The organism is Pseudaeromonas pectinilytica (assembly GCF_054780855.1).
Genome location: NZ_BAAGVN010000356.1, coordinates 37,962 through 56,292, shown reverse-complemented (window position 1 = coordinate 56,292; position 18,331 = coordinate 37,962). Strand labels below are relative to the sequence as shown.

17 protein-coding genes are annotated in these 18,331 nt (G+C 53.9%); 5 read left to right on the top strand and 12 right to left on the bottom strand.

Annotation, left to right across the window (positions count from 1 at the left end; translation table 11 throughout):
• Positions 1 to 270 precede the first annotated feature (270 nt).
• Complete coding sequence (locus tag ACYVG7_RS19070) at positions 271 to 1,056, top strand: secretin N-terminal domain-containing protein (protein ID WP_460884683.1); 786 nt, start codon at positions 271 to 273, stop codon at positions 1,054 to 1,056.
• 41 nt (positions 1,057 to 1,097) lie between these two features.
• Here ACYVG7_RS19070 and ACYVG7_RS19065 read toward each other — a convergent pair whose 3' ends face one another.
• The 3 genes from ACYVG7_RS19065 to ACYVG7_RS19055 all read right to left on the bottom strand — a co-directional run bounded on the left by ACYVG7_RS19065 (position 1,098) and on the right by ACYVG7_RS19055 (position 4,612).
• Positions 1,098 to 2,759 (bottom strand): putative transporter, encoded by a 1,662-nt coding sequence (locus ACYVG7_RS19065; protein ID WP_460884682.1) that lies wholly within the window; start codon positions 2,757 to 2,759, stop codon positions 1,098 to 1,100.
• 187 nt (positions 2,760 to 2,946) lie between these two features.
• Entirely contained in the window at positions 2,947 to 3,225 is a 279-nt protein-coding gene (locus ACYVG7_RS19060; RefSeq protein ID WP_460884681.1) for an energy transducer TonB, read from the bottom strand.
• 769 nt (positions 3,226 to 3,994) lie between these two features.
• Complete coding sequence (locus ACYVG7_RS19055; RefSeq protein WP_460884680.1) at positions 3,995 to 4,612, bottom strand: acyl carrier protein phosphodiesterase; 618 nt, start codon at positions 4,610 to 4,612, stop codon at positions 3,995 to 3,997.
• A 387-nt stretch (positions 4,613 to 4,999) separates the two neighbouring features.
• Between ACYVG7_RS19055 and ACYVG7_RS19050 the strand changes: the two genes are divergently transcribed.
• From ACYVG7_RS19050 to ACYVG7_RS19040, 3 genes are read left to right on the top strand one after another with little or no spacing between them, the layout of a single operon-like run.
• Positions 5,000 to 6,922 carry a PrkA family serine protein kinase gene (locus ACYVG7_RS19050; RefSeq protein WP_460884679.1) on the top strand — a complete coding sequence of 641 codons (1,923 nt, stop codon included), beginning with the start codon at positions 5,000 to 5,002 and terminating at the stop codon, positions 6,920 to 6,922.
• Positions 6,923 to 6,948: 26 nt separating this feature from the next.
• Complete coding sequence (locus ACYVG7_RS19045) at positions 6,949 to 8,214, top strand: YeaH/YhbH family protein (RefSeq protein WP_460884678.1); 1,266 nt, start codon at positions 6,949 to 6,951, stop codon at positions 8,212 to 8,214.
• 30 nt (positions 8,215 to 8,244) lie between these two features.
• The gene (locus ACYVG7_RS19040) at positions 8,245 to 9,771 is read left to right on the top strand and encodes a SpoVR family protein (protein ID WP_460884677.1); all 1,527 of its coding nucleotides are present in this window, start codon (positions 8,245 to 8,247) and stop codon (positions 9,769 to 9,771) included.
• Positions 9,772 to 9,862: 91 nt separating this feature from the next.
• Here ACYVG7_RS19040 and fadR read toward each other — a convergent pair whose 3' ends face one another.
• Entirely contained in the window at positions 9,863 to 10,579 is a 717-nt protein-coding gene (gene fadR, locus ACYVG7_RS19035) for a fatty acid metabolism transcriptional regulator FadR (protein WP_460884676.1), read from the bottom strand.
• A gap of 361 nt (positions 10,580 to 10,940) precedes the next feature.
• Here fadR and dsbB point away from each other — a divergent pair, with 361 nt between their 5' ends.
• Positions 10,941 to 11,462, top strand: coding sequence for a disulfide bond formation protein DsbB (gene dsbB, locus ACYVG7_RS19030; protein ID WP_460884675.1), 522 nt, complete (start codon positions 10,941 to 10,943; stop codon positions 11,460 to 11,462).
• 119 nt (positions 11,463 to 11,581) lie between these two features.
• Here the strand turns inward: dsbB and ACYVG7_RS19025 are convergent, their stop codons facing one another.
• The 8 genes from ACYVG7_RS19025 to fabG all read right to left on the bottom strand — a co-directional run bounded on the left by ACYVG7_RS19025 (position 11,582) and on the right by fabG (position 18,321).
• Positions 11,582 to 12,358 carry a TatD family hydrolase gene (locus ACYVG7_RS19025; protein WP_460884674.1) on the bottom strand — a complete coding sequence of 259 codons (777 nt, stop codon included), beginning with the start codon at positions 12,356 to 12,358 and terminating at the stop codon, positions 11,582 to 11,584.
• Positions 12,348 to 13,325, bottom strand: a complete 978-nt coding sequence (holB, locus tag ACYVG7_RS19020; RefSeq protein ID WP_460884673.1) for a DNA polymerase III subunit delta' — start codon at positions 13,323 to 13,325, stop codon at positions 12,348 to 12,350. The genes ACYVG7_RS19025 and holB overlap by 11 nt, the downstream gene beginning before the upstream one ends.
• Entirely contained in the window at positions 13,310 to 13,939 is a 630-nt protein-coding gene (tmk, locus tag ACYVG7_RS19015; protein WP_460884672.1) for a dTMP kinase, read from the bottom strand. Before tmk ends, holB begins: the two co-directional genes overlap by 16 nt.
• A complete protein-coding gene (gene mltG, locus ACYVG7_RS19010; RefSeq protein ID WP_460884671.1) occupies positions 13,939 to 14,991 on the bottom strand; it encodes an endolytic transglycosylase MltG in 1,053 nt (350 codons plus the stop codon). The genes tmk and mltG overlap by 1 nt, the downstream gene beginning before the upstream one ends.
• Complete coding sequence (gene pabC, locus ACYVG7_RS19005; protein ID WP_460884670.1) at positions 14,921 to 15,736, bottom strand: aminodeoxychorismate lyase; 816 nt, start codon at positions 15,734 to 15,736, stop codon at positions 14,921 to 14,923. Before pabC ends, mltG begins: the two co-directional genes overlap by 71 nt.
• A gap of 129 nt (positions 15,737 to 15,865) precedes the next feature.
• Positions 15,866 to 17,107 carry a beta-ketoacyl-ACP synthase II gene (gene fabF / locus ACYVG7_RS19000; RefSeq protein WP_460884669.1) on the bottom strand — a complete coding sequence of 414 codons (1,242 nt, stop codon included), beginning with the start codon at positions 17,105 to 17,107 and terminating at the stop codon, positions 15,866 to 15,868.
• Between the two features lie 84 nt (positions 17,108 to 17,191).
• Positions 17,192 to 17,428 carry an acyl carrier protein gene (gene acpP / locus ACYVG7_RS18995; RefSeq protein ID WP_460884668.1) on the bottom strand — a complete coding sequence of 79 codons (237 nt, stop codon included), beginning with the start codon at positions 17,426 to 17,428 and terminating at the stop codon, positions 17,192 to 17,194.
• A gap of 158 nt (positions 17,429 to 17,586) precedes the next feature.
• Positions 17,587 to 18,321 (bottom strand): 3-oxoacyl-ACP reductase FabG, encoded by a 735-nt coding sequence (gene fabG, locus ACYVG7_RS18990; RefSeq protein ID WP_460884667.1) that lies wholly within the window; start codon positions 18,319 to 18,321, stop codon positions 17,587 to 17,589.
• Positions 18,322 to 18,331: the final 10 nt, after the last annotated feature.

Here is an 18,331-nt window from a genome sequence, read left to right as displayed (position 1 = left end):
GGAACTGGTCAGGATCGGCTGTCGTACGGCTCCAATGCCACAACGCCTGTTGAAGCTGGCTGAGTCTCGATGGTAATCAGGTAAATCCATGATGAATCCCCCTCATTCGATCAACACCTAGGTCTAACTATAGGCCGATTGCGTGTTGCTGCGACCAATACGGATCACATTTTACGAGTCGCTGGAAGCCCGCTCTCGCAGACGCAGCATAGAGGTCTATCTGTATGAGCATGTTAAACTCGAACCACGGTTTTTTTAACTGGAGTCGCCATGCTGCGCTATCTATTTGCATTACTCCTGATTGCTTCGTACACGCTATCTGCCGAAGAGATCACCATACTTCCGCTGCACCACCGTCTACCCGAACAGGTTCTCCCCACACTGGAACCGCTGGTCAGTCCGGGCGGCTCTATCGTCGGCGCGGGTAATCAGCTGTTCGTCCGGACCACACCAGAAAATCTCGCCGAGCTGCAAACGGTACTTGCCGCCATCGATAAGCCGCTGCAGCGATTACTGATCTCGGTACGTCAGGGAAATGATTTCCGGGCCGATGAGCGCGGTCTGTCGATCCAGCAAGGCAGCATTAAACTGGGCGACAACTCTCAAATCCAGCTTGAGGGGTCTGTGCAGAACAACCAAAGCCAGGGTAACAACCAGAGCAGTCAACAGGTGCAAACGGTTGAAGGGGCCGCGGCGCAGATCTACCTGGGACAATCCCTGCCGTTGGCCATGCGTCAGATCCAGCGTCAAAACCATCAGCTGGTTCTGGCTGACACGATTCAGTATGTCGATGTGGGCACTGGGTTTACCGCCCTACCCCGGCTCGTTGGCGACCAGGTCGAGCTGAATATTTCGCCCCTGCAACAGCAACTCAACGGTAACCAGATTGAACAGGCTAATCTGAGCACAATCATCCGAGGCCCGCTTGGTACATGGATACCGCTGGGCGGCGGAGAAATCAGCAGTAATCAACAACAAAGCGGTTTGGCTGGCTCCAGCAACCAGCGCAATACCAGGCAGCAGCACGTATGGCTCAAAGTCGAGCGCTTGAATTGAAAACGGGGCCGCAAGGGCCCCGTTATCTGCTGTGATATTCGCTATCCCCCAACCCAGAGCAAGATAGCCAGGATCTGGGGCGAAAGGATCCGTAAAAACATCACCAGTGGATACACTGTTGCATAAGCCAACGAGGACGCTTCGCTGGTTGGATGCATGTTATTGGCAAATGCCAGTGCGGGTGGATCTGTCATCGACCCCGCCAGCAGACCGCAGAGCGTCAGGTAGTTCATTCCCGCCAACCAACGCGCCAACACCGCGACCAAACACAGCGGGATCAAGGTAATAGCAACACCGAATCCCATCCAGAGCACGCCATCTCCTTGCACCAGGGTTTCAACAAAATTGCCACCGGCTTTCAATCCCACCACAGCAAGGAACAACACGATCCCCAACTCGCGAAGAGCGAGGTTGGCGCTGGGAGGCATAAACCAATACAAGGGACCGATACTGCCAATCCGAGACAGGATCAGCGCCACCACCAGAGGGCCGCCGGCAAGCCCCAGTTTCAGTGCAGCCGGAAAACCGGGCACGTAAAATGGGACTGAACCGAGCACCACCCCGAGACCTATGCCGATAAACACAGGGAGCATCTGGACTTGTTGTAATTTTTGCTGCGCGTTACCCACCAGGTTTGCCACCGCCTCAATGGCTTCGGCACGCCCGACCAGATTGAGAATGTCGCCAAATTGCAAGGAGGAGTGGTTGCTGGGTACCAGTTCGATGCCAGCCCGGTTCAGCCGCGACACAACAACATCATACTTGAGCTTCAGATCCAGCTCCTGAATGGTCTTGCTCAATACCTGCTCATTGGTGACGACCACTCGTACCACACGCAAATCAGTGCCCTGTGTCGATAGTGATGTCTCGACTTCTTCACCAATAACCAAACGCACCCGTTTCAGCGCCTCGGGCTCACCGACCAGATGAACCAGATCGTTGAGCTGGATCCGGGTCGTGGCATGGGGGACCATCAACGCCTCCCCTCGCTTCAAACGTGAACAGATCACCTGTCCATCTTCCAGACTGGGGATCTCCTGCAGCATCAAACCATCCAGATTCGGATTACGCACCGCCAGATTCATGGTTTGCAGATTGCGTTTATTTTGCCCGCTTAGCTGCTCAAAATGCCGCGCTTCACGTTCGATATTGATCTTGAATACCAGGCGCACCAACCACATGGTCAACAGGATGCCGCAGATCCCGAATGGATAGGCAACAGCATAACCCATCCCCATGACCCCCATCTCACCCGGTTGTGCCCCCAACTCATTGAGGATCTGCTGTCCCGCCCCCAGAGATGGTGTATTGGTCACCGCACCGGAGTAGGTCCCCAGAATAACCGGCAATGGCACATTGAAAAGCTTGTGGATCAGATAGACCACCACAAAACCGACTAGCACCAGCAGGGCGGCAAACAGATTCAACTTCAGACCCGAGGTCCGGAGTGAGGAAAAAAAGCCGGGCCCGACCTGGATACCTATGGTGTAGACAAACAGGATCAGCCCAAACTCCTGGATAAACTGCAGGGTATGCATATCCAGCTCGACTCCGAAGTAGCCGACAAAATGGCCAACAGCAATCCCGCCAAATAGCACGCCGCCGATCCCCAGGCCGACACCATAGAAGCGCAGATTCCCAAACCACAATCCCAGAACGGCGACCAAAGCCAACAGGCTGGTCGACAACGCAACATCACTCATAGCTAGACTCCCGGTTGCGAAGACGATGATTTTGCCCAACAGGCCATAACGAGATCACCGAATGCCTAAAAGATTATCAGCCGTTCATGGTGACAAATGGGCGATGAGGCACAGTTCAGGGAGCCAATGTGGTACGGAATCACACTCTCGGTGATCTGGATCAAGCCGCTCACACGGCTTATTGGTGTCAAGGGTGCAAGCGGAAGATGACGGGCAGACGTAATCGGGCTGCATGCCCTACGCCATTGAGGGTATGGGGTAAAAACTGATTGCGGGACACGGATCGTAATGCCGCCTGATCCAGCAGCGCAGAACCGGAGCTTTCGATGATTTCACGTTTGAGCTGTTCGCCGTGCTCATCCAGCCACACCTGAACCAGAACTCGTCCTTCAATGCCTCGCCGCCGGGCCAAGGGGGGATACTCTGCTGGCACTGGCGCTTGCCGATAGCGAGCCTGGGTGATCACGGGGCCTCCGGGCTCTTTATTGACATTGGAGACTGTGGTGGCAGCCTTCGGATCTGTGCCGTGCTGAGTCGAGGGTTTGCCCAGGAGAGGCGCGGCAAGGGCGGAGGCAGAGGATACCGGATGGCTAAATTGGGTCTGTGGTCTTGAAGCCTCGCCCTGTGTAGGCGAAGTCTTGGCCGAATGCTGGGCTGCAGCTAGTACTGACGCTTGCGGATCCGTGACAGGCCTGCTGCGTTCCACGCTCGAGTATTGCTGCTTGGGATGGATTTGCTGCTTTCTTCGGCCCTTATCATCCACCGCAGAGTGGGTGGATGAACGTAACGCGGAGCGCCGTGATGACGGTACTGAGTGTTTAAGCGATGTCTGGGATGAGCGGCGATCCGGTTGTATGGCTACGGTTGATGGGATCGCCTCGGCTCGAGCAGCCCTGCGCGTTGGAGCCTGAGGCAACGATAGACTCGTGGATGCTGCTGACTTCGTAATTCGGTTTTGCGGCGAATCAGTTTTCATGCTCGAGGCGCTAAGCCATCGCGCCTTCAACATTGCGGTTTCAGGAGCATGCGCGACCTGAAGCAACACATTCCCTGGATGATTGGCTAACCAGAAAATAGCCGCAACACCAGTCACATGCACCAACAACACCAGCAGCCAGATATGATATCCGGTACGGCGATGGGCGGAGGCACGGGGTGGCGCAGGACGGGTCATAGCGGTTCGTTGTGGCCAGTGGGGACCCGATCATTCGATAATCGGACCGAAAAGCCAAGCTTCATTTCCTGGATCTCATCGCTCCGGCCAGTGTTTCATTCTCTTGCCACTCCCTGCAGGCCCGCAGCATGTCTGGCATAAAACCACGAAAATCTTGCTCCAGACCCGCATAATGAGCCTCCAGCTCGACAATTGCCCCGACCAAGCTATTCGCACGCTTCAAGCGAACACGGCTGATATGATCCAGCGACCGACCAATCATCGCCAAATCAGCATACCCACACAACCAGTCTTGGCGTTGCATCGCGGCCAACATATTGAATGCTCCTTCCGGGAAAAAGGACCAATACTCGGTCAGGAGCCGGTAAAAATCCTGGCTGTAGCGTGCCAAAGGGATGTCGCAATAACAGAGCCAGTGAGTTGCCAGAAAATGGTCATACACCATATCGATGATGATGCCGGCAAACCGCCGGCGCTCTGGACTGATACGCTGGCAGCTGCGGATAAACAACGGGTGTCGATCCGTTGAGCGATCCACAAATCGGTGTAGCGCGACTCCGCGGGCCAACTCAGGCGGCAAGCCACAAGGCAAGGGGCCTTTGACAAAATCCCCCAGCAAGCCACCAATCTGATCCGAAGGTCTCGCCCCCGCTAATAACACATGCGCCAGAAAGTTCACGCCTCAAATCCTTGCTAAAGACCCATATCGACACTGATGCGCCGAGTATACCCATCCTGAAGCCATTTCGGATCGTATTGGCTAGCAACGGCAATGCACCGAAATTGTGCGCACTCCAACTAATGGAACACAAATCCCCCAAGTTGCTGACAAAATGCGCTTTGACATCATCCCGTGACAGTGGCACAACAGGATCAAGGGCTCAAGATTGCCGCAGTAGACAGCAAGACGATGTCGCAAGTTGGCCTGAAAAGTGCTTATTTCTCGATAGCTTATTTCTCAGTCCACTTTTGACTCGACTAGTCTTTAACAAGACGACCGTCGATGCCGTCACCAGCCAGTAGTTTAACGCTGACTGGCCGTAACAAGCGATTTGGGGGAAAGATCATGGGAATTTTCGATCACTATCAACGCCGTTATGAAGCCTCGCGTGAAGAGGAGTACACACTGGCGGAGTTTCTTGACCTCTGCAAAAAGGACAAGACCTGCTACGCCTCGGCCTCCGAGCGCCTGTTACTGGCCATCGGTGAACCCGAAATGGTCGATACCTCCCTGACTCCCCGTTTGAGTCGATTATTCTCCAACCGGGTCGTGCCGCGTTATCCAGCGTTCAAGGATTTTTATGGTATGGAAGAGGCGATAGAGCAGATCGTCTCCTACCTCAAACATGCCGCCCAGGGGCTCGAGGAGCGCAAGCAGATCCTCTACCTGTTGGGTCCAGTCGGTGGCGGCAAATCATCCCTGGCCGAGAAGCTCAAATCCTTGATGCAAAAGGTGCCCATCTATCGCATCAAGGGCTCACCGGTAAATGACCACCCCTTCTGCCTGTTTGATGTCAACGAAGATGGCGACATTCTGGAGAAGGAATATGGCATCCCGAAACGCTATCTCAAGAGCATCATTTCGCCCTGGGTCGCTAAACGGCTGCATGAATTTGGCGGTGACATCAGTCAGTTCCGGGTCGAGAAGGTCTACCCTTCCATCCTCGATCAGCTGGCCATTGCGAAAACCGAACCGGGAGATGAAAACAATCAGGATATCTCCGCTCTGGTCGGCAAGGTTGATATTCGTCAGTTGGAGCATTTCGCCCAGAATGATGCCGATGCCTATGCCTACTCAGGCTCCCTGTGCCGCGCCAATCAAGGGATGATGGAATTTGTCGAAATGTTCAAGGCGCCGATCAAGGTGCTGCATCCGTTGCTGACCGCGACGCAGGAAGGCAACTACAACGGCACCGAAGGGTTATCCGCCCTGCCCTTCGAGGGGATCATTCTTGCTCACTCCAATGAATCGGAGTGGCAGCAGTTCCGCAATAACAAGAACAATGAGGCATTCCTGGATCGGGTCTATATCGTCAAGGTGCCCTATTGCCTGCGCTTCTCTGAAGAAGTGCATATCTATGAAAAACTACTGGTTAATAGTGAGTTAGCCAATGCCAAATGTGCTCCTGGCACCCTGGAATACCTGGCTCAGTTCAGTGTGCTCTCCCGGCTGAAGACTCCGGAGAACTCCAGCCTGTACTCCAAAATGCGGGTCTATGATGGGGAAAGCCTCAAAGATACCGATCCCAAAGCCAAGTCGTACCAGGAGTATCGCGACTACGCGGGTGTGGATGAAGGAATGGAGGGCCTTTCGACCCGGTTCGCCTTCAAAATCCTCTCCCGAGTATTCAATTTTGACCATCTGGAGGTAGCAGCCAATCCAGTGCATCTGTTCTACGTGCTGGAGCAACAGATCGAACGCGAGCAGTTTCCTCAAGAAACGCACGACAAGTACCTGGAATTCATCAAGGGCTACCTGGTCCCCCGCTATGTGGAATTCATCGGCAAGGAGATCCAGACCGCGTATCTGGAATCCTACTCTGAGTACGGTCAGAACATTTTTGACCGCTACGTAACCTATGCCGACTTCTGGATCCAGGATCAGGAGTACCGCGACCCGGAAACCGGCCAGCTGTTTGATCGCTCCGCACTCAACAGCGAGCTGGAGAAGATTGAAAAACCAGCCGGGATCAGCAACCCCAAAGATTTCCGTAACGAGATCGTCAACTTCGTACTGCGCGCTCGCGCCAACAACGCGGGCCGGAATCCGAACTGGACCAGCTACGAGAAACTCAGAGCGGTGATCGAGAAGAAGATGTTCTCCAATACCGAAGAGCTGCTGCCGGTCATCTCCTTCAATGCCAAGACCTCAGCCGAAGAGCAGCACAAACACGAGAACTTTGTCGAACGGATGATGGAAAAGGGCTATACGCGCAAGCAGGTCCGCCTGCTCTCTGAATGGTATTTGCGGGTGCGCAAATCCAGCTAGGGCTCGATGTATCAGGAGGCAGCAGTATGGCGCATTTCATCGACCGGCGGCTCAATGGCAAGAACAAGAGTGCAGTGAACCGGCAACGGTTCCTGCACCGCTACAAGGAGCAGATCAAAAAGGCGGTCTCCGATGCGGTGAGCAAGCGGAGCATTCAGGATATCGACCAAGGCGAACACGTTTCCATCCCGAGCAAGGATATTACCGAGCCGGTATTTCATCAGGGTAAAGGGGGGCATCGGGAGATCGTGCATCCTGGTAATGATCGCTTCGTACCTGGAGAGCATATCGACCGACCGACAGGCTCCTCCGGTGGCGGTAGTGGTTCTGGTGATGCCAGCGACAGTGGTGAGGGGGAAGACGAATTTGTCTTCGACATCTCCAAAGATGAATATCTCGATATGCTGTTCGATGATCTGGAGCTACCGAATCTAGAGCAGAACCAGATCAGCAAGTTGGTCGAGATGAAAACCCATAGAGCCGGTTACACCGCTAATGGCGTACCGGCCAACATCAACATTGTCCGTTCATTGCAGAACTCCCTCGCCCGCCGGATGGCACTGCAAGCCGGCAAAAAACGCCAACTGCTCGAGTTGGAGGCTGAATTGCAAAGCCAGCAAGCGGCGGGGGCATCGGCAGCCATTCTACAACTGATTGAGCAGGAGATTGCCGAGTTACGGCGCCGCATCGACGCTGTACCCTTTATCGACACCTTCGATCTGCGGTTTAACAACTTCGTCAAACGTCCCGAGCCTTCCAGCCAAGCAGTCATGTTCTGCCTGATGGATGTATCCGGCTCCATGGATCAAGCCACTAAGGAGATGGCCAAGCGCTTTTACATCCTGCTGTATCTGTTTTTAACCCGCAGCTACAAGAATGTGGACGTGGTGTTTATCCGCCACCATACCCAGGCCAAGGAGGTGGACGAGCATGACTTTTTTTACTCTCAGGAAACCGGTGGCACCATAGTCTCCAGTGCTTTGAAGCTGATGGCTGAGATCATGCAGGCTCGCTATCCCGCCGCCCAATGGAATATTTACGCCGCTCAAGCTTCCGACGGAGACAACTGGGCCGATGACTCCCCCCTGTGCAAGGAGCTGCTGACCCAACAGATCCTGCCGTGGGTACGCTACTTTTCGTACATTGAAATCACCAGTCGCGCCCATCAGAGTCTGTGGTATCAATACGAGACGCTGGTCAAAAGCTTCCCGCACTTTGCCATGGAGAACATCCGCACCGTGGAAGATATCTACCCGGTATTCCGCGAACTATTTAAAAAGCAGGCCGCCTGAATGCACTGTGAGCAGGGATGAGGAGTGATTATGTCGACGTCACACAGCCACGAACCACTACCCGATGGTCCAGACTGGAGCTTTTCACTGCTGGAACGCTATCAGGCCGAAATTGCCCGCGTGGCCGAGCATTATCGCCTCAAGACCTACCCGAACCAGATCGAGGTGATCAGCAGTGAGCAGATGATGGATGCCTACTCCAGTGTGGGAATGCCCATCGGCTACCATCATTGGTCCTTTGGTAAAAAGTTCATCAGTACCGAGCAACACTACAAACGGGGGCAGATGGGTCTGGCTTATGAAATTGTCATCAACGCCGATCCCTGTATCTCCTACCTGATGGAAGAAAATACCCTGCCCATGCAGGCATTGGTCATGGCTCACGCCTGTTATGGCCACAACTCGTTTTTCCGCAACAACTACCTGTTCAAGACCTGGACCGACGCCAGTTCGATCATTGACTACCTGCTGTTTGCTCGCCACTACATCAGCGATTGTGAGGAACATCATGGCGTTGATGCCGTAGAAGCATTGCTCGACTCCTGTCACGCCTTGATGAATTACGGCGTGGATCGTTACAAGCGCCCGCAAAAGATCTCGTTGAGTGAGGAAAAACGCCGGCAGAAGCGCCGCGAAGAGTATCTGCAGACTCAGGTGAATGAACTCTGGCGCACGCTACCCAAGGCGACCGGCACCGCCGATCGCAAGCCGGGCCGTTTCCCGAGCGAGCCCCAGGAGAACATTCTCTATTTTATCGAGAAACATGCCCCTTTGCTGGAGCCCTGGCAGCGCGAGATCATCCGCATCGTGCGCAAGATCAGTCAGTATTTTTATCCGCAGAAGCAAACCCAGGTAATGAATGAAGGCTGGGCGACGTTCTGGCACTACACCATTCTCAATCACCTGTATGACGAGGGTTTGCTCACCGATCGTTTCATGCTGGAGTTTCTCCACAACCATACCAACGTGGTCTACCAGCCGCCCTATAACAGTCCCCACTACTCCGGCATCAACCCCTATGCCCTGGGGTTTGCCATGTTCCGCGATCTGCGCCGTCTGTGTGAATCACCGACCGAGGAAGATAAATACTGGTTCCCGGATTATGCCGGCAGCGACTGGCTAACCACCTTGCACTTTGCGATGGAAAACTTTAAGGACGAGAGCTTTATCAGCCAGTTTCTGAGCCCTACTGTGATGCGCGATTTGCGGCTATTTGCCATTGATGACAATGATCAATGCAATTACCTGCAGGTCTCGGCCATTCATAACGAAGAAGGCTACCGCCGGTTGCGGCAGAAGATCTCGGCGCAATATAACCTGAGTCAACTCGAGCCAAATATTCAGGTCTACAACGTGGCCCTCAAGGGAGATCGCTCCTTGATCCTGCGCTACGTGCCCCATGAACGCATTCCCTTAGCCGATTCGCGTCATGAAGTGATCAAGCATCTGCAACGACTGTGGGGTTTCGGCGTGATCCTGGAGCAGGAAGATGCCGATGGTAAGATACAGATCATCGCCCAAAATCCGGAGCCACCTTCCACATCCGCGTCACCCTAACCCCGGAGCCTACGGCCTCATCCCGTCACCACCGATGATCCAAAACAAAAAAGCCGCTCAGCGGCTTTTTTGTTGGCTCATGAGTGAGCCGTCAGATCTCGTCCAGATTGGCCGAAAGCGACTCTTTAAGCGTGCTCCAAATCTTGGCGGAGTCCGCGCCATATTGCCGGACCAATAACCAAACGGCATCCGCCTTGCCATCAGCCCGGGCGAGCTCGGCCAATTGCTGATAAAACGCCAGCGTACAGTGCCGGGCAGGCTGCTGAGCAAAATAGTAGCGGCCAATCCGGGTATAGAGCTTCTGAAAACCATTGAGGATCAGGGCATAAATCGGATTGCCGGAGGCAAACGCCAACTGGTGGTAAAGCTGATAATCAAACTCGGCGAATGCTTCGGCATCGTCGCCCAACGCTTCGGCCTGGGCCAGCAATTCCAACACGCGCTGCGGGCTATTTTTTACCGCACCGCGCAGGAAAATCCCGCTGATATTGGTGCGGGCAGAGAGCAATTGATCGATCAGTTGCGGAAACTTTTCCTGATCCAGTCGCGCCAGAGTTTCCAGAATATTAAGCCCGGAGGTTTCCCAAAAATTATTCACTCGGGTCGGCTTGCCGTGTTGAATGGTCAGCCAGCCATCACGAGCCAGACGCTGTAATACTTCGCGCAAGGTAGTCCGGGTTACCCCAATCAGTTCAGAAAGCTCACGCTCTGCCGGGAGAATGGTGCCGGGAGGGAACCGATTATTCCAAATCGATTCAATGATGTACTCTTCGGCAAAACCAGCCGGGCTTTGGGCTTTAATGACCATCAATCTTCTCTGTTTGGGAAAAAGCAGGGCGGATAATAGCAGAGCGTCAAGGATATCAACAAGCGCTGGTGTGACCAGTTTCTAAACCGCACCGGAGAAAGAGTCTGTATTCGGCCACAAAAGGCAACGCTCGCCGGCTTTGTCTCCCGTCGTCACGGCATACATTCTCCAAGTTGGCGGCTATTGCTACCCCAATTGAGATAACAACGAAAGGGGCAGAAAAATAAGCGGCCACGGTATCTAGTTCTTTTGTCATCGCAAAAACCGTCATCAATAAAATAATAGAAACAGCCAGATAGGCACTCTTTTCTTTTTATCTGAATTAGCTTCTAATCGACGACTCTATTCTGAGGAGCCACTGATGATTACATATATCCGGACGATCAGTCGTCAACGAGCGGCATGGGCTTTATTGGCGGCCTCGGCCTTCGCCTTTGAGTTATGCGGTCTATTTTTCCAGCATGTGATGGGGTTATTCCCTTGCGTGATGTGCGTCTATGAGCGGTTAGCGTTTATTGGCATTCTGGTGGCGGCTCTGGTAGCCCTGATAGCGCCGCAAAAGCTCTGGCTGCGATGGCCTGCACTCTTGCTGTGGGGTTACAGTGCGTTCCGCGGCCTGCAGCTATCACTGCAGCATGTCGATTACCAGTTGAATCCGTCCCCTTTCAATACCTGTAGCTTTTTTGCCAAGTTCCCCAGCTGGATGCCATTGGATAAGTGGATCCCCTGGATGTTCTATCCGACCGGGGACTGCTCCGAGCGGCAATGGGTCTTCCTCAGCTGGGATATGCCGCAGTGGCTGGTGCTGATATTCGGCTGCTATCTGGCAGTCGCCCTGATCATCATGGTCGGCAATCTGGCCAAGGGTCGCTGCTGCCAATAGATCCGCGAGCTCGACTCATGTGGTTGTAAAACTCAAAAGCCCCGGGCGGAAACGCACCGGGGCTTTTTATCTGGCAGGGAATGTCCAGCACTGAGGAGTACGGCGCTACCGCGAGCGAATTAACGACCGGCCAGCGGGAATAGCCGGAAGAAGTTCTCGCTGGTCAAGGCCGCGATCTCTTCTACCGTGGTATTGCGCAACCAGGCGACATATTCAGCCACATCACGAACATATGCTGGCTCATTTTCCTGCCCCCGATGGGGAACTGGCGCCAGATAGGGCGAATCGGTTTCGATCAGCAAGCGCTCGGCTGGCAAACGGCGGGTGACTTCTCGCAGCCGATCGGCATTGCGGAATGTCACGATACCGGAGATCGAAATGTAAAAACCCAGCGCCATGGCAGCTTCGGCCATGGCCCAATCCTCAGTGAAGCAGTGCAAGACTCCGCCCACCGAGTCAGCGCCCTCCTCTTTGAGGATCGCCAAGGTATCCTCCTGCGCGTCTCGGGTGTGGATGATCAGTGGTTTGTGCAACTCACGGGCGACGCGGATATGCTCGCGAAAGGCCTGTTGCTGGATCAATTTGTGCTCTGGATGATAGAAATAATCCAGACCAGTTTCACCAATGGCAACCACTCTGGGCTCGGCAGCTAGCTGACGCAGCAACTCCGGACTCCAGGGTGATTCCTGATCCAGAGGATGCACGCCGCAGGAAGCAAAAACCTGAGGAAACGGCGCTATCTTGGCCAACATGCTGGGAAATTGTTCCAACGTGACACTTACACACAATAAGTGCGAGACACCCCGCGCACTGGCTTTAGCAACCGCATCGGCAATATCAACATGTTTACTGGCGTAATCGAGACGGTCTAGGTGGCAATGTGAATCAACGAGCAAGGTGAAGATCCTCGAGAATAAGCTGGTTCAACCAGGTCATGAGATGAAGAGAGGGCAGACTCGTGGGCATGCCTTCAGGAATTGCGGCCAATAGTTGCCAGCGTTCGGTTGCGGCCAGAAGATGCGCAGTCGAGAATTGAGCCAGTCGTTGAATGGTCGGTTGTGCATCCCCCATCACCAACTGATTTGCACTGCATCCCGCTTGCAGTTTGAGTGCATCCAGTAACAGGCAATGGATCCAGGACTGGCTATGAGGCATCTCCGTCAGCATTGAGCCAATCAAGGCTTCGAGTTGAGCCGGATCGTCTAAAAAGCGGCTCAGTCGCTCACACAAACCACGACGACGAACATCCATACCACCGCGCAAATAGGCCAAAGTTTGTAGTGGTGCGAACTGATTGAGCCGCAGGTGATGCTCCTGGGCCTGAGCCCCGCCTTCTTGTTGACGTAACCATTCCAGGGTCGGAGCTGTTTCCGGCTGAACAACCGCTAGTTTTTGACATCGGCTGAGGATAGTCGGTAATAAACGATTCGGCTGATCGGACAGCAATATCAGATGTGAGCGACCCGCAGGCTCTTCCAGAGTCTTGAGCAAGGCGTTGGCGGCTGATTCCGTCATCCGCTCAGCCCGCACCATGATCATCACCTTGGCGCCGCCCAGCTGCGCACTGCCATTGAGCTTGCCGATCAAATCCCGGACCAAGTCCACACCCAGACTTTTCTCGTTCTGCTCGCCCAATACTTGCAGATCCGGATGATTACCATGGACCAGCAGAGTACAGCTATGGCACAGACCACAAGCGCCCGTTGCCGATGGGTGCTGACAGAGCAACATCTGCACCATCTGTCGCGCCAGCTCCATCTTGCCAAGCCCTAGGGGACCGCTTAGCAACCAGGCATGAGCCAACCGGCCCTGGGTAAAACTATCCAGCCAGTCGCGCCAGATCGGGTCTAGCCAGGGATACATAGGCTCGACTCCAGTTCAACCCGGATACTGGCAGCGACCTGAGCTTCATTCTGGCTGGCATCAATAATCCGGATCCTGGCGTCTTGCGCCGCCAGTTGCAAATAGCGCTCCCGGGTGCGCACAAAGAACGCTTGCTGCTCCAGTTCGATCCGATCCAGCTCGCCACGGGCGCGGGCCCGCGCCAGACCAATGGCGGGATCGATATCCAAATACAGTGTCAGATCCGGAGCAAAGTCACCGAGGACCGCGTGCTTGATCTGCCGGATCAAGGCTTCATCAATCCCTCGGCCGCCTCCTTGATAGGCTAACGAGGAGAGATCGTGTCGATCACCGATCACCCAGATGCCCTGGTTCAACGCAGGTTTGATGCGCGTTTCCACAAGCTGCACCCGCGCGGCATACATGAGCAGCAACTCGGCTTGGATCGTCAAGGGTTCATCGTGGATCTCCTTAACAATCGCCCGCATCCGCTCAGCCAGCGGGGTACCACCTGGCTCGCGGGTTTTCTCAATCTGAGTAATGCCATGCTCTCTTAGCCAGGCCTCAACATGACGAACCGCCGTACTCTTGCCTGCACCTTCCAAGCCTTCGATCACGATAAATTGTGCAGTCATCAGGAGCGCCCCAAGATATAGCGGCGAACCGCATTATTATGTTCAGCCAGGGTTCGAGAGAAGTGATGTTCCCCTCCGCCCTTGGCAACGAAATAAAGATAATGACTAGATGCCGGATGCAGAGCCGCGCGTATCGCCGCTTTACCCGGCATGGCAATCGGCGTCGGAGGTAATCCCTCAATCAGATAGGTGTTATAGGGGTTGTCATCCTGCAGATCGGCTTTGCGGATATTGCCGTCATACCGATCCTTGATACCATAAATCACGGTCGGATCAGTTTGCAGCCGCATCCCCTTGCGCAGGCGATTGATAAACACCGAGGCGATCAGTGGACGCTCTGCGGCTTTACCCGTCTCTTTTTCGATAATAGATGCCATGATCAGCGCATCATAAGGCGTTTTATAGGGCAACCCTTGGGCGCGCTGGGCCCAGCTTTTTTCCAGAAACGCCACCATGTGCTCCCGGGAGCGCCGCAAAATATCAATATCCCGCGTCCCGGCGGTATAGGAATAAGTCTCCGGTAACAGCAATCCGTCAATGTTATCCGGCTCCAGTCCCAAGGCAGAGCGAACCTCGTCGGCATCATCTTCATCCAGGGTGCTATCGATAAAAGGTGCCTGCTGCAAGGTGCGGATGAAGTCTTCAATCCGTCCACCTTCGATCAGCGTCACCGAAAACAGCACTTCTTTACCGCTGGAGAATAACAACAAGGCATGGCCAACCAGCCAACCGGATTCCAAGCGGTAGGTTCCCATCTTGATCTGTGCCAGCTCTGGATGCAGTTTCAACCAGACCAGAGTCCAGAAGGGGGACACCGGCTGACCGGCTAATTCACTCACCAGCGAGCGAGCTGACATGCCCTTCTTGACGGTAAAATAGCGCGCATCACCGCTAATCGTCAGCTGATCCAGTCGATTGAGCTGAAAGTGTCCCCACGCGATCGCGCAGAGCAAGCTGACCAGCGATAGTAAAATGGCAATATTACGCCTGCGCCGCCGACAAAAACGCAGCCTGCAGTTGACGAGCCATGGCATGATTTTGGTAAGTAACATCTTCAATTCCAGTAACGGGTACGACTTCCATCAGGGAATTACTGATCCAGACCTCATCGGCCGCCTTCACCGTAGCCAAATTGGCGCGGATGGGCTGGCAGCGGATCCCCTGTTGCTCCAGATAACCGAGGATCCAGGCGCGCATCACACCCGCGACGCCACTGAGCGCCAAATCCGGTGTGTATACTACGGAATCTTGTCGCCAAAATACATTTGCGGCGACAGTTTCGACCACCATGCCTTCGGTATCCAGCACCAATCCTTCCGGCATACCGCGGTTTTCAAGCTCAGCTTTAAGCAAAACCTGCTCCAGACGATTCAGGCTCTTGATCCCCGCCAAGAGCGGAGTCAGACCCAATCGCCCCTGACATACGGCCAACTGGATCCCCGATTGTTGCCACTGTCGATAAAGATCCGGGTAATCATGCACACTGATCAACTCGTTGGGAGCTTGACACCCCTGGATCCCATAGCCTCGGGCACCAGAGCCACGCGTATACAAAATTTTGCAGCACCCCTGCTCGATATCCACCAACTGACTACACAGGCGCTCGTAAAGCCTTGGGATATCCAGCTCCGGGAAATGCAGCCGCTCGGCACACCAACGCAACCGTTCGACATGTAAGGCCCATAGTAACGGCCGTTGCTGCTTGATCTGCAGGGTCGTAAAAAAACCATCGCCCAGCGTCAGACCTCGGTCGGTCATAGCAATCTGACTCTGTGGTTCACCATTCAGCAGCATCATTCAACTTCCTATCTGAGCGCAACCTTGGTTTCAAAAACCAGGTTTGGCAGGATCCTTAGCACCATGTTACGCATAAAAAAGGCCCGATACAGAGTATCAGGCCTCTACTGGCTGCAGCCAGAGCTAGAACTAGACGCGCTTGAAGATCAAGGAGCCGTTGGTGCCACCAAAGCCAAACGAATTGGACAAGGCATATTCGAAATTGCCTTGTTTCGGCACATTCGGGACCAGATCCAGATCGCACTCTTCATCCGGATTATCCAGATTGATGGTCGGCGGAGCCACCTGATCGCGAAGCGCCAGCACAGTAATAATGGCCTCAATCGCTCCGGCAGCACCCAGCAGGTGTCCGGTCATGGACTTGGTGGAGCTAATCATCAGATTGCCCGCATGGTCACCAAAGGTCGCTTTCATGGCGCGCAACTCAGCGAGATCACCCAGCGGCGTCGAGGTGCCATGGGCGTTCACATAACCAATCTGGCTGGGCGCAATTCCGGCGTCCAGGATCGCATTGTGCATCGCCAAGGCAGCACCGGCCCCATCGGCAGGCGGAGCTGTCATGTGATTAGCGTCGGCACTCATACCAAAGCCGACAAACTCGGCATAAATTGTCGCACCACGAGCCTTGGCATGTTCATACTCTTCGAGCACCAACACACCGGCACCATCACCCAGCACAAAGCCATCACGATCCTTATCCCACGGACGACTCGCCTTCTGCGGCTCATCGTTGCGAGTCGACAACGCCTTGGCAGCCGCGAAGCCACCCATCCCCATCGGGGTTGACGCTTTTTCAGTGCCACCGCATACCATGACATCAGCATCGCCATAGGCAATCATACGTGCGGCAAACCCGATGGCATGAGTACCAGTCGTGCAAGCGGTCGTGACCGCAACATTCGGACCACGTAAGCCTTTCATGATGGAGATATGCCCAGAAGCCATATTGATGATGGTCGACGGGACAAAGAAAGGACTCAACTTACGTGGACCGCCGGCTATCAAGCTGTAATGGTTCTGCTCAATCAATCCTAGACCACCGATACCGGAACCAATCGCAACACCGACACGAGTTGCATTTTGTTCGGTAATTTCCAGACCTGAGTTTTCCAGCGCCTGCAGACCCGCAGCCACACCGTATTGAATGAACAGGTCCATCTTACGGGCATCTTTGCGAGAAATGCCGAATTGTTCAGGATCGAAATCCCGGATCAGACCTGCAAACTTAGTTGGAAAATCGGTTGTATCGAAATGGTCGATGTTGGTAATGCCACTCTGGCCTTGCAGTAATGCCTGCCATGAGGCTTCAGCAGAATGACCAACAGGAGAAAGCATACCCAGACCGGTCACCACAACTCTGCGTTTTGACACAGGATTGCCTCCGCGAGGTAAAAATTAAACAAGGGAATAAAAGAAACAAGAGCGGCTGAAAAGCCGCTCTTGTTGACCAGAAAATTAATCCTGGTTGGAATTGATGTAGTCGATAGCAGCTTGAACTGTGGTGATCTTCTCTGCTTCTTCATCAGGAATTTCAGTGTCGAATTCTTCTTCCAGGGCCATTACCAGCTCAACGGTGTCCAGAGAGTCAGCGCCCAGATCATCGACAAACGAGGCTTCAGACTTAACGTCTTCTTCCTTAACGCCCAGTTGTTCGATGATGATTTTCTTAACGCGTTCTTCGATATTGCTCATGACCTGATTTTTCCTTTAGAAATACGCAATTGCGTGTCGTTGCAGTAGTTTATTCGATTGTTCATAGTTTGCAAGACTGTTGGACGTGGTCAAACCAGGATTTTAGACATACATCGCCTAAAAATTTGCATAGATATGACCACTATTTGCCCTGCTGGTTAGACCATATACATGCCGCCATTAACATGTAAAGTCTCACCCGTCACATACGCCGCTTCATCCGATGCGAGGAACAACACGGCGGCAGCAATCTCTTTGGGGTCGCCAAGGCGATTCGCCGGCACCTGGCTCAGAATGCCAGCACGTTGATCGTCATTCAATGCCTGGGTCATATCTGTTTCAATAAAACCCGGGGCAACCGCATTGACTGTGATACCGCGCGAGGCCACTTCACGGGCCAACGACTTGGTAAAACCAATCAAACCGGCCTTCGCAGCAGCATAATTGGTCTGACCCGCGTTCCCCATGGTACCCACTACGGAGCCTATGCTAACGATGCGTCCATGGCGTTTTTTCATCATGGAGCGCAATACAGGCTTGCTCAGTCGGTACAGTGACGTCAGATTGGTATCAATGATGTCCTGCCACTCGTCATCTTTCATCCGCATCAACAGGTTATCACGGGTGATCCCCGCGTTATTGATCAGAATATCGACATCCCCGAAACGCTCCTTAATGGTCGCAAACAACGTTTCAACAGACTCGCTGCTGGTGACGTTCAACACCAGACCACAGCCTGCATCACCCAGGTAGGCAGAGATAGCATCAGCACCGGACTGGCTGGTTGCGGTACCCACGACTTTGGCGCCTTTGGCTACAAACGCTTCAGCAATCGCACGACCAATTCCGCGACTGGCTCCGGTTACCAAAGCAATCTTGTTTTCAAAACTCATGTGTTGTCCT

Bases quoted from the DNA above. Each gene is read 5' to 3' on its own strand.
- ACYVG7_RS19070 (WP_460884683.1), top strand. From the start codon at position 271: ATGCTGCGCTATCTATTTGCATTACTCCTGATTGCTTCGTACACGCTA.
- ACYVG7_RS19065 (WP_460884682.1), bottom strand. From the start codon at position 2,759: ATGAGTGATGTTGCGTTGTCGACCAGCCTGTTGGCTTTGGTCGCCGTT.
- ACYVG7_RS19050 (WP_460884679.1), top strand. From the start codon at position 5,000: ATGGGAATTTTCGATCACTATCAACGCCGTTATGAAGCCTCGCGTGAA.
- ACYVG7_RS19045 (WP_460884678.1), top strand. From the start codon at position 6,949: ATGGCGCATTTCATCGACCGGCGGCTCAATGGCAAGAACAAGAGTGCA.
- ACYVG7_RS19040 (WP_460884677.1), top strand. From the start codon at position 8,245: ATGTCGACGTCACACAGCCACGAACCACTACCCGATGGTCCAGACTGG.
- fadR (WP_460884676.1), bottom strand. From the start codon at position 10,579: ATGGTCATTAAAGCCCAAAGCCCGGCTGGTTTTGCCGAAGAGTACATC.
- dsbB (WP_460884675.1), top strand. From the start codon at position 10,941: ATGATTACATATATCCGGACGATCAGTCGTCAACGAGCGGCATGGGCT.
- holB (WP_460884673.1), bottom strand. From the start codon at position 13,325: ATGTATCCCTGGCTAGACCCGATCTGGCGCGACTGGCTGGATAGTTTT.
- tmk (WP_460884672.1), bottom strand. From the start codon at position 13,939: ATGACTGCACAATTTATCGTGATCGAAGGCTTGGAAGGTGCAGGCAAG.
- mltG (WP_460884671.1), bottom strand. From the start codon at position 14,991: ATGTTACTTACCAAAATCATGCCATGGCTCGTCAACTGCAGGCTGCGT.
- pabC (WP_460884670.1), bottom strand. From the start codon at position 15,736: ATGATGCTGCTGAATGGTGAACCACAGAGTCAGATTGCTATGACCGAC.
- acpP (WP_460884668.1), bottom strand. From the start codon at position 17,428: ATGAGCAATATCGAAGAACGCGTTAAGAAAATCATCATCGAACAACTG.
- fabG (WP_460884667.1), bottom strand. From the start codon at position 18,321: ATGAGTTTTGAAAACAAGATTGCTTTGGTAACCGGAGCCAGTCGCGGA.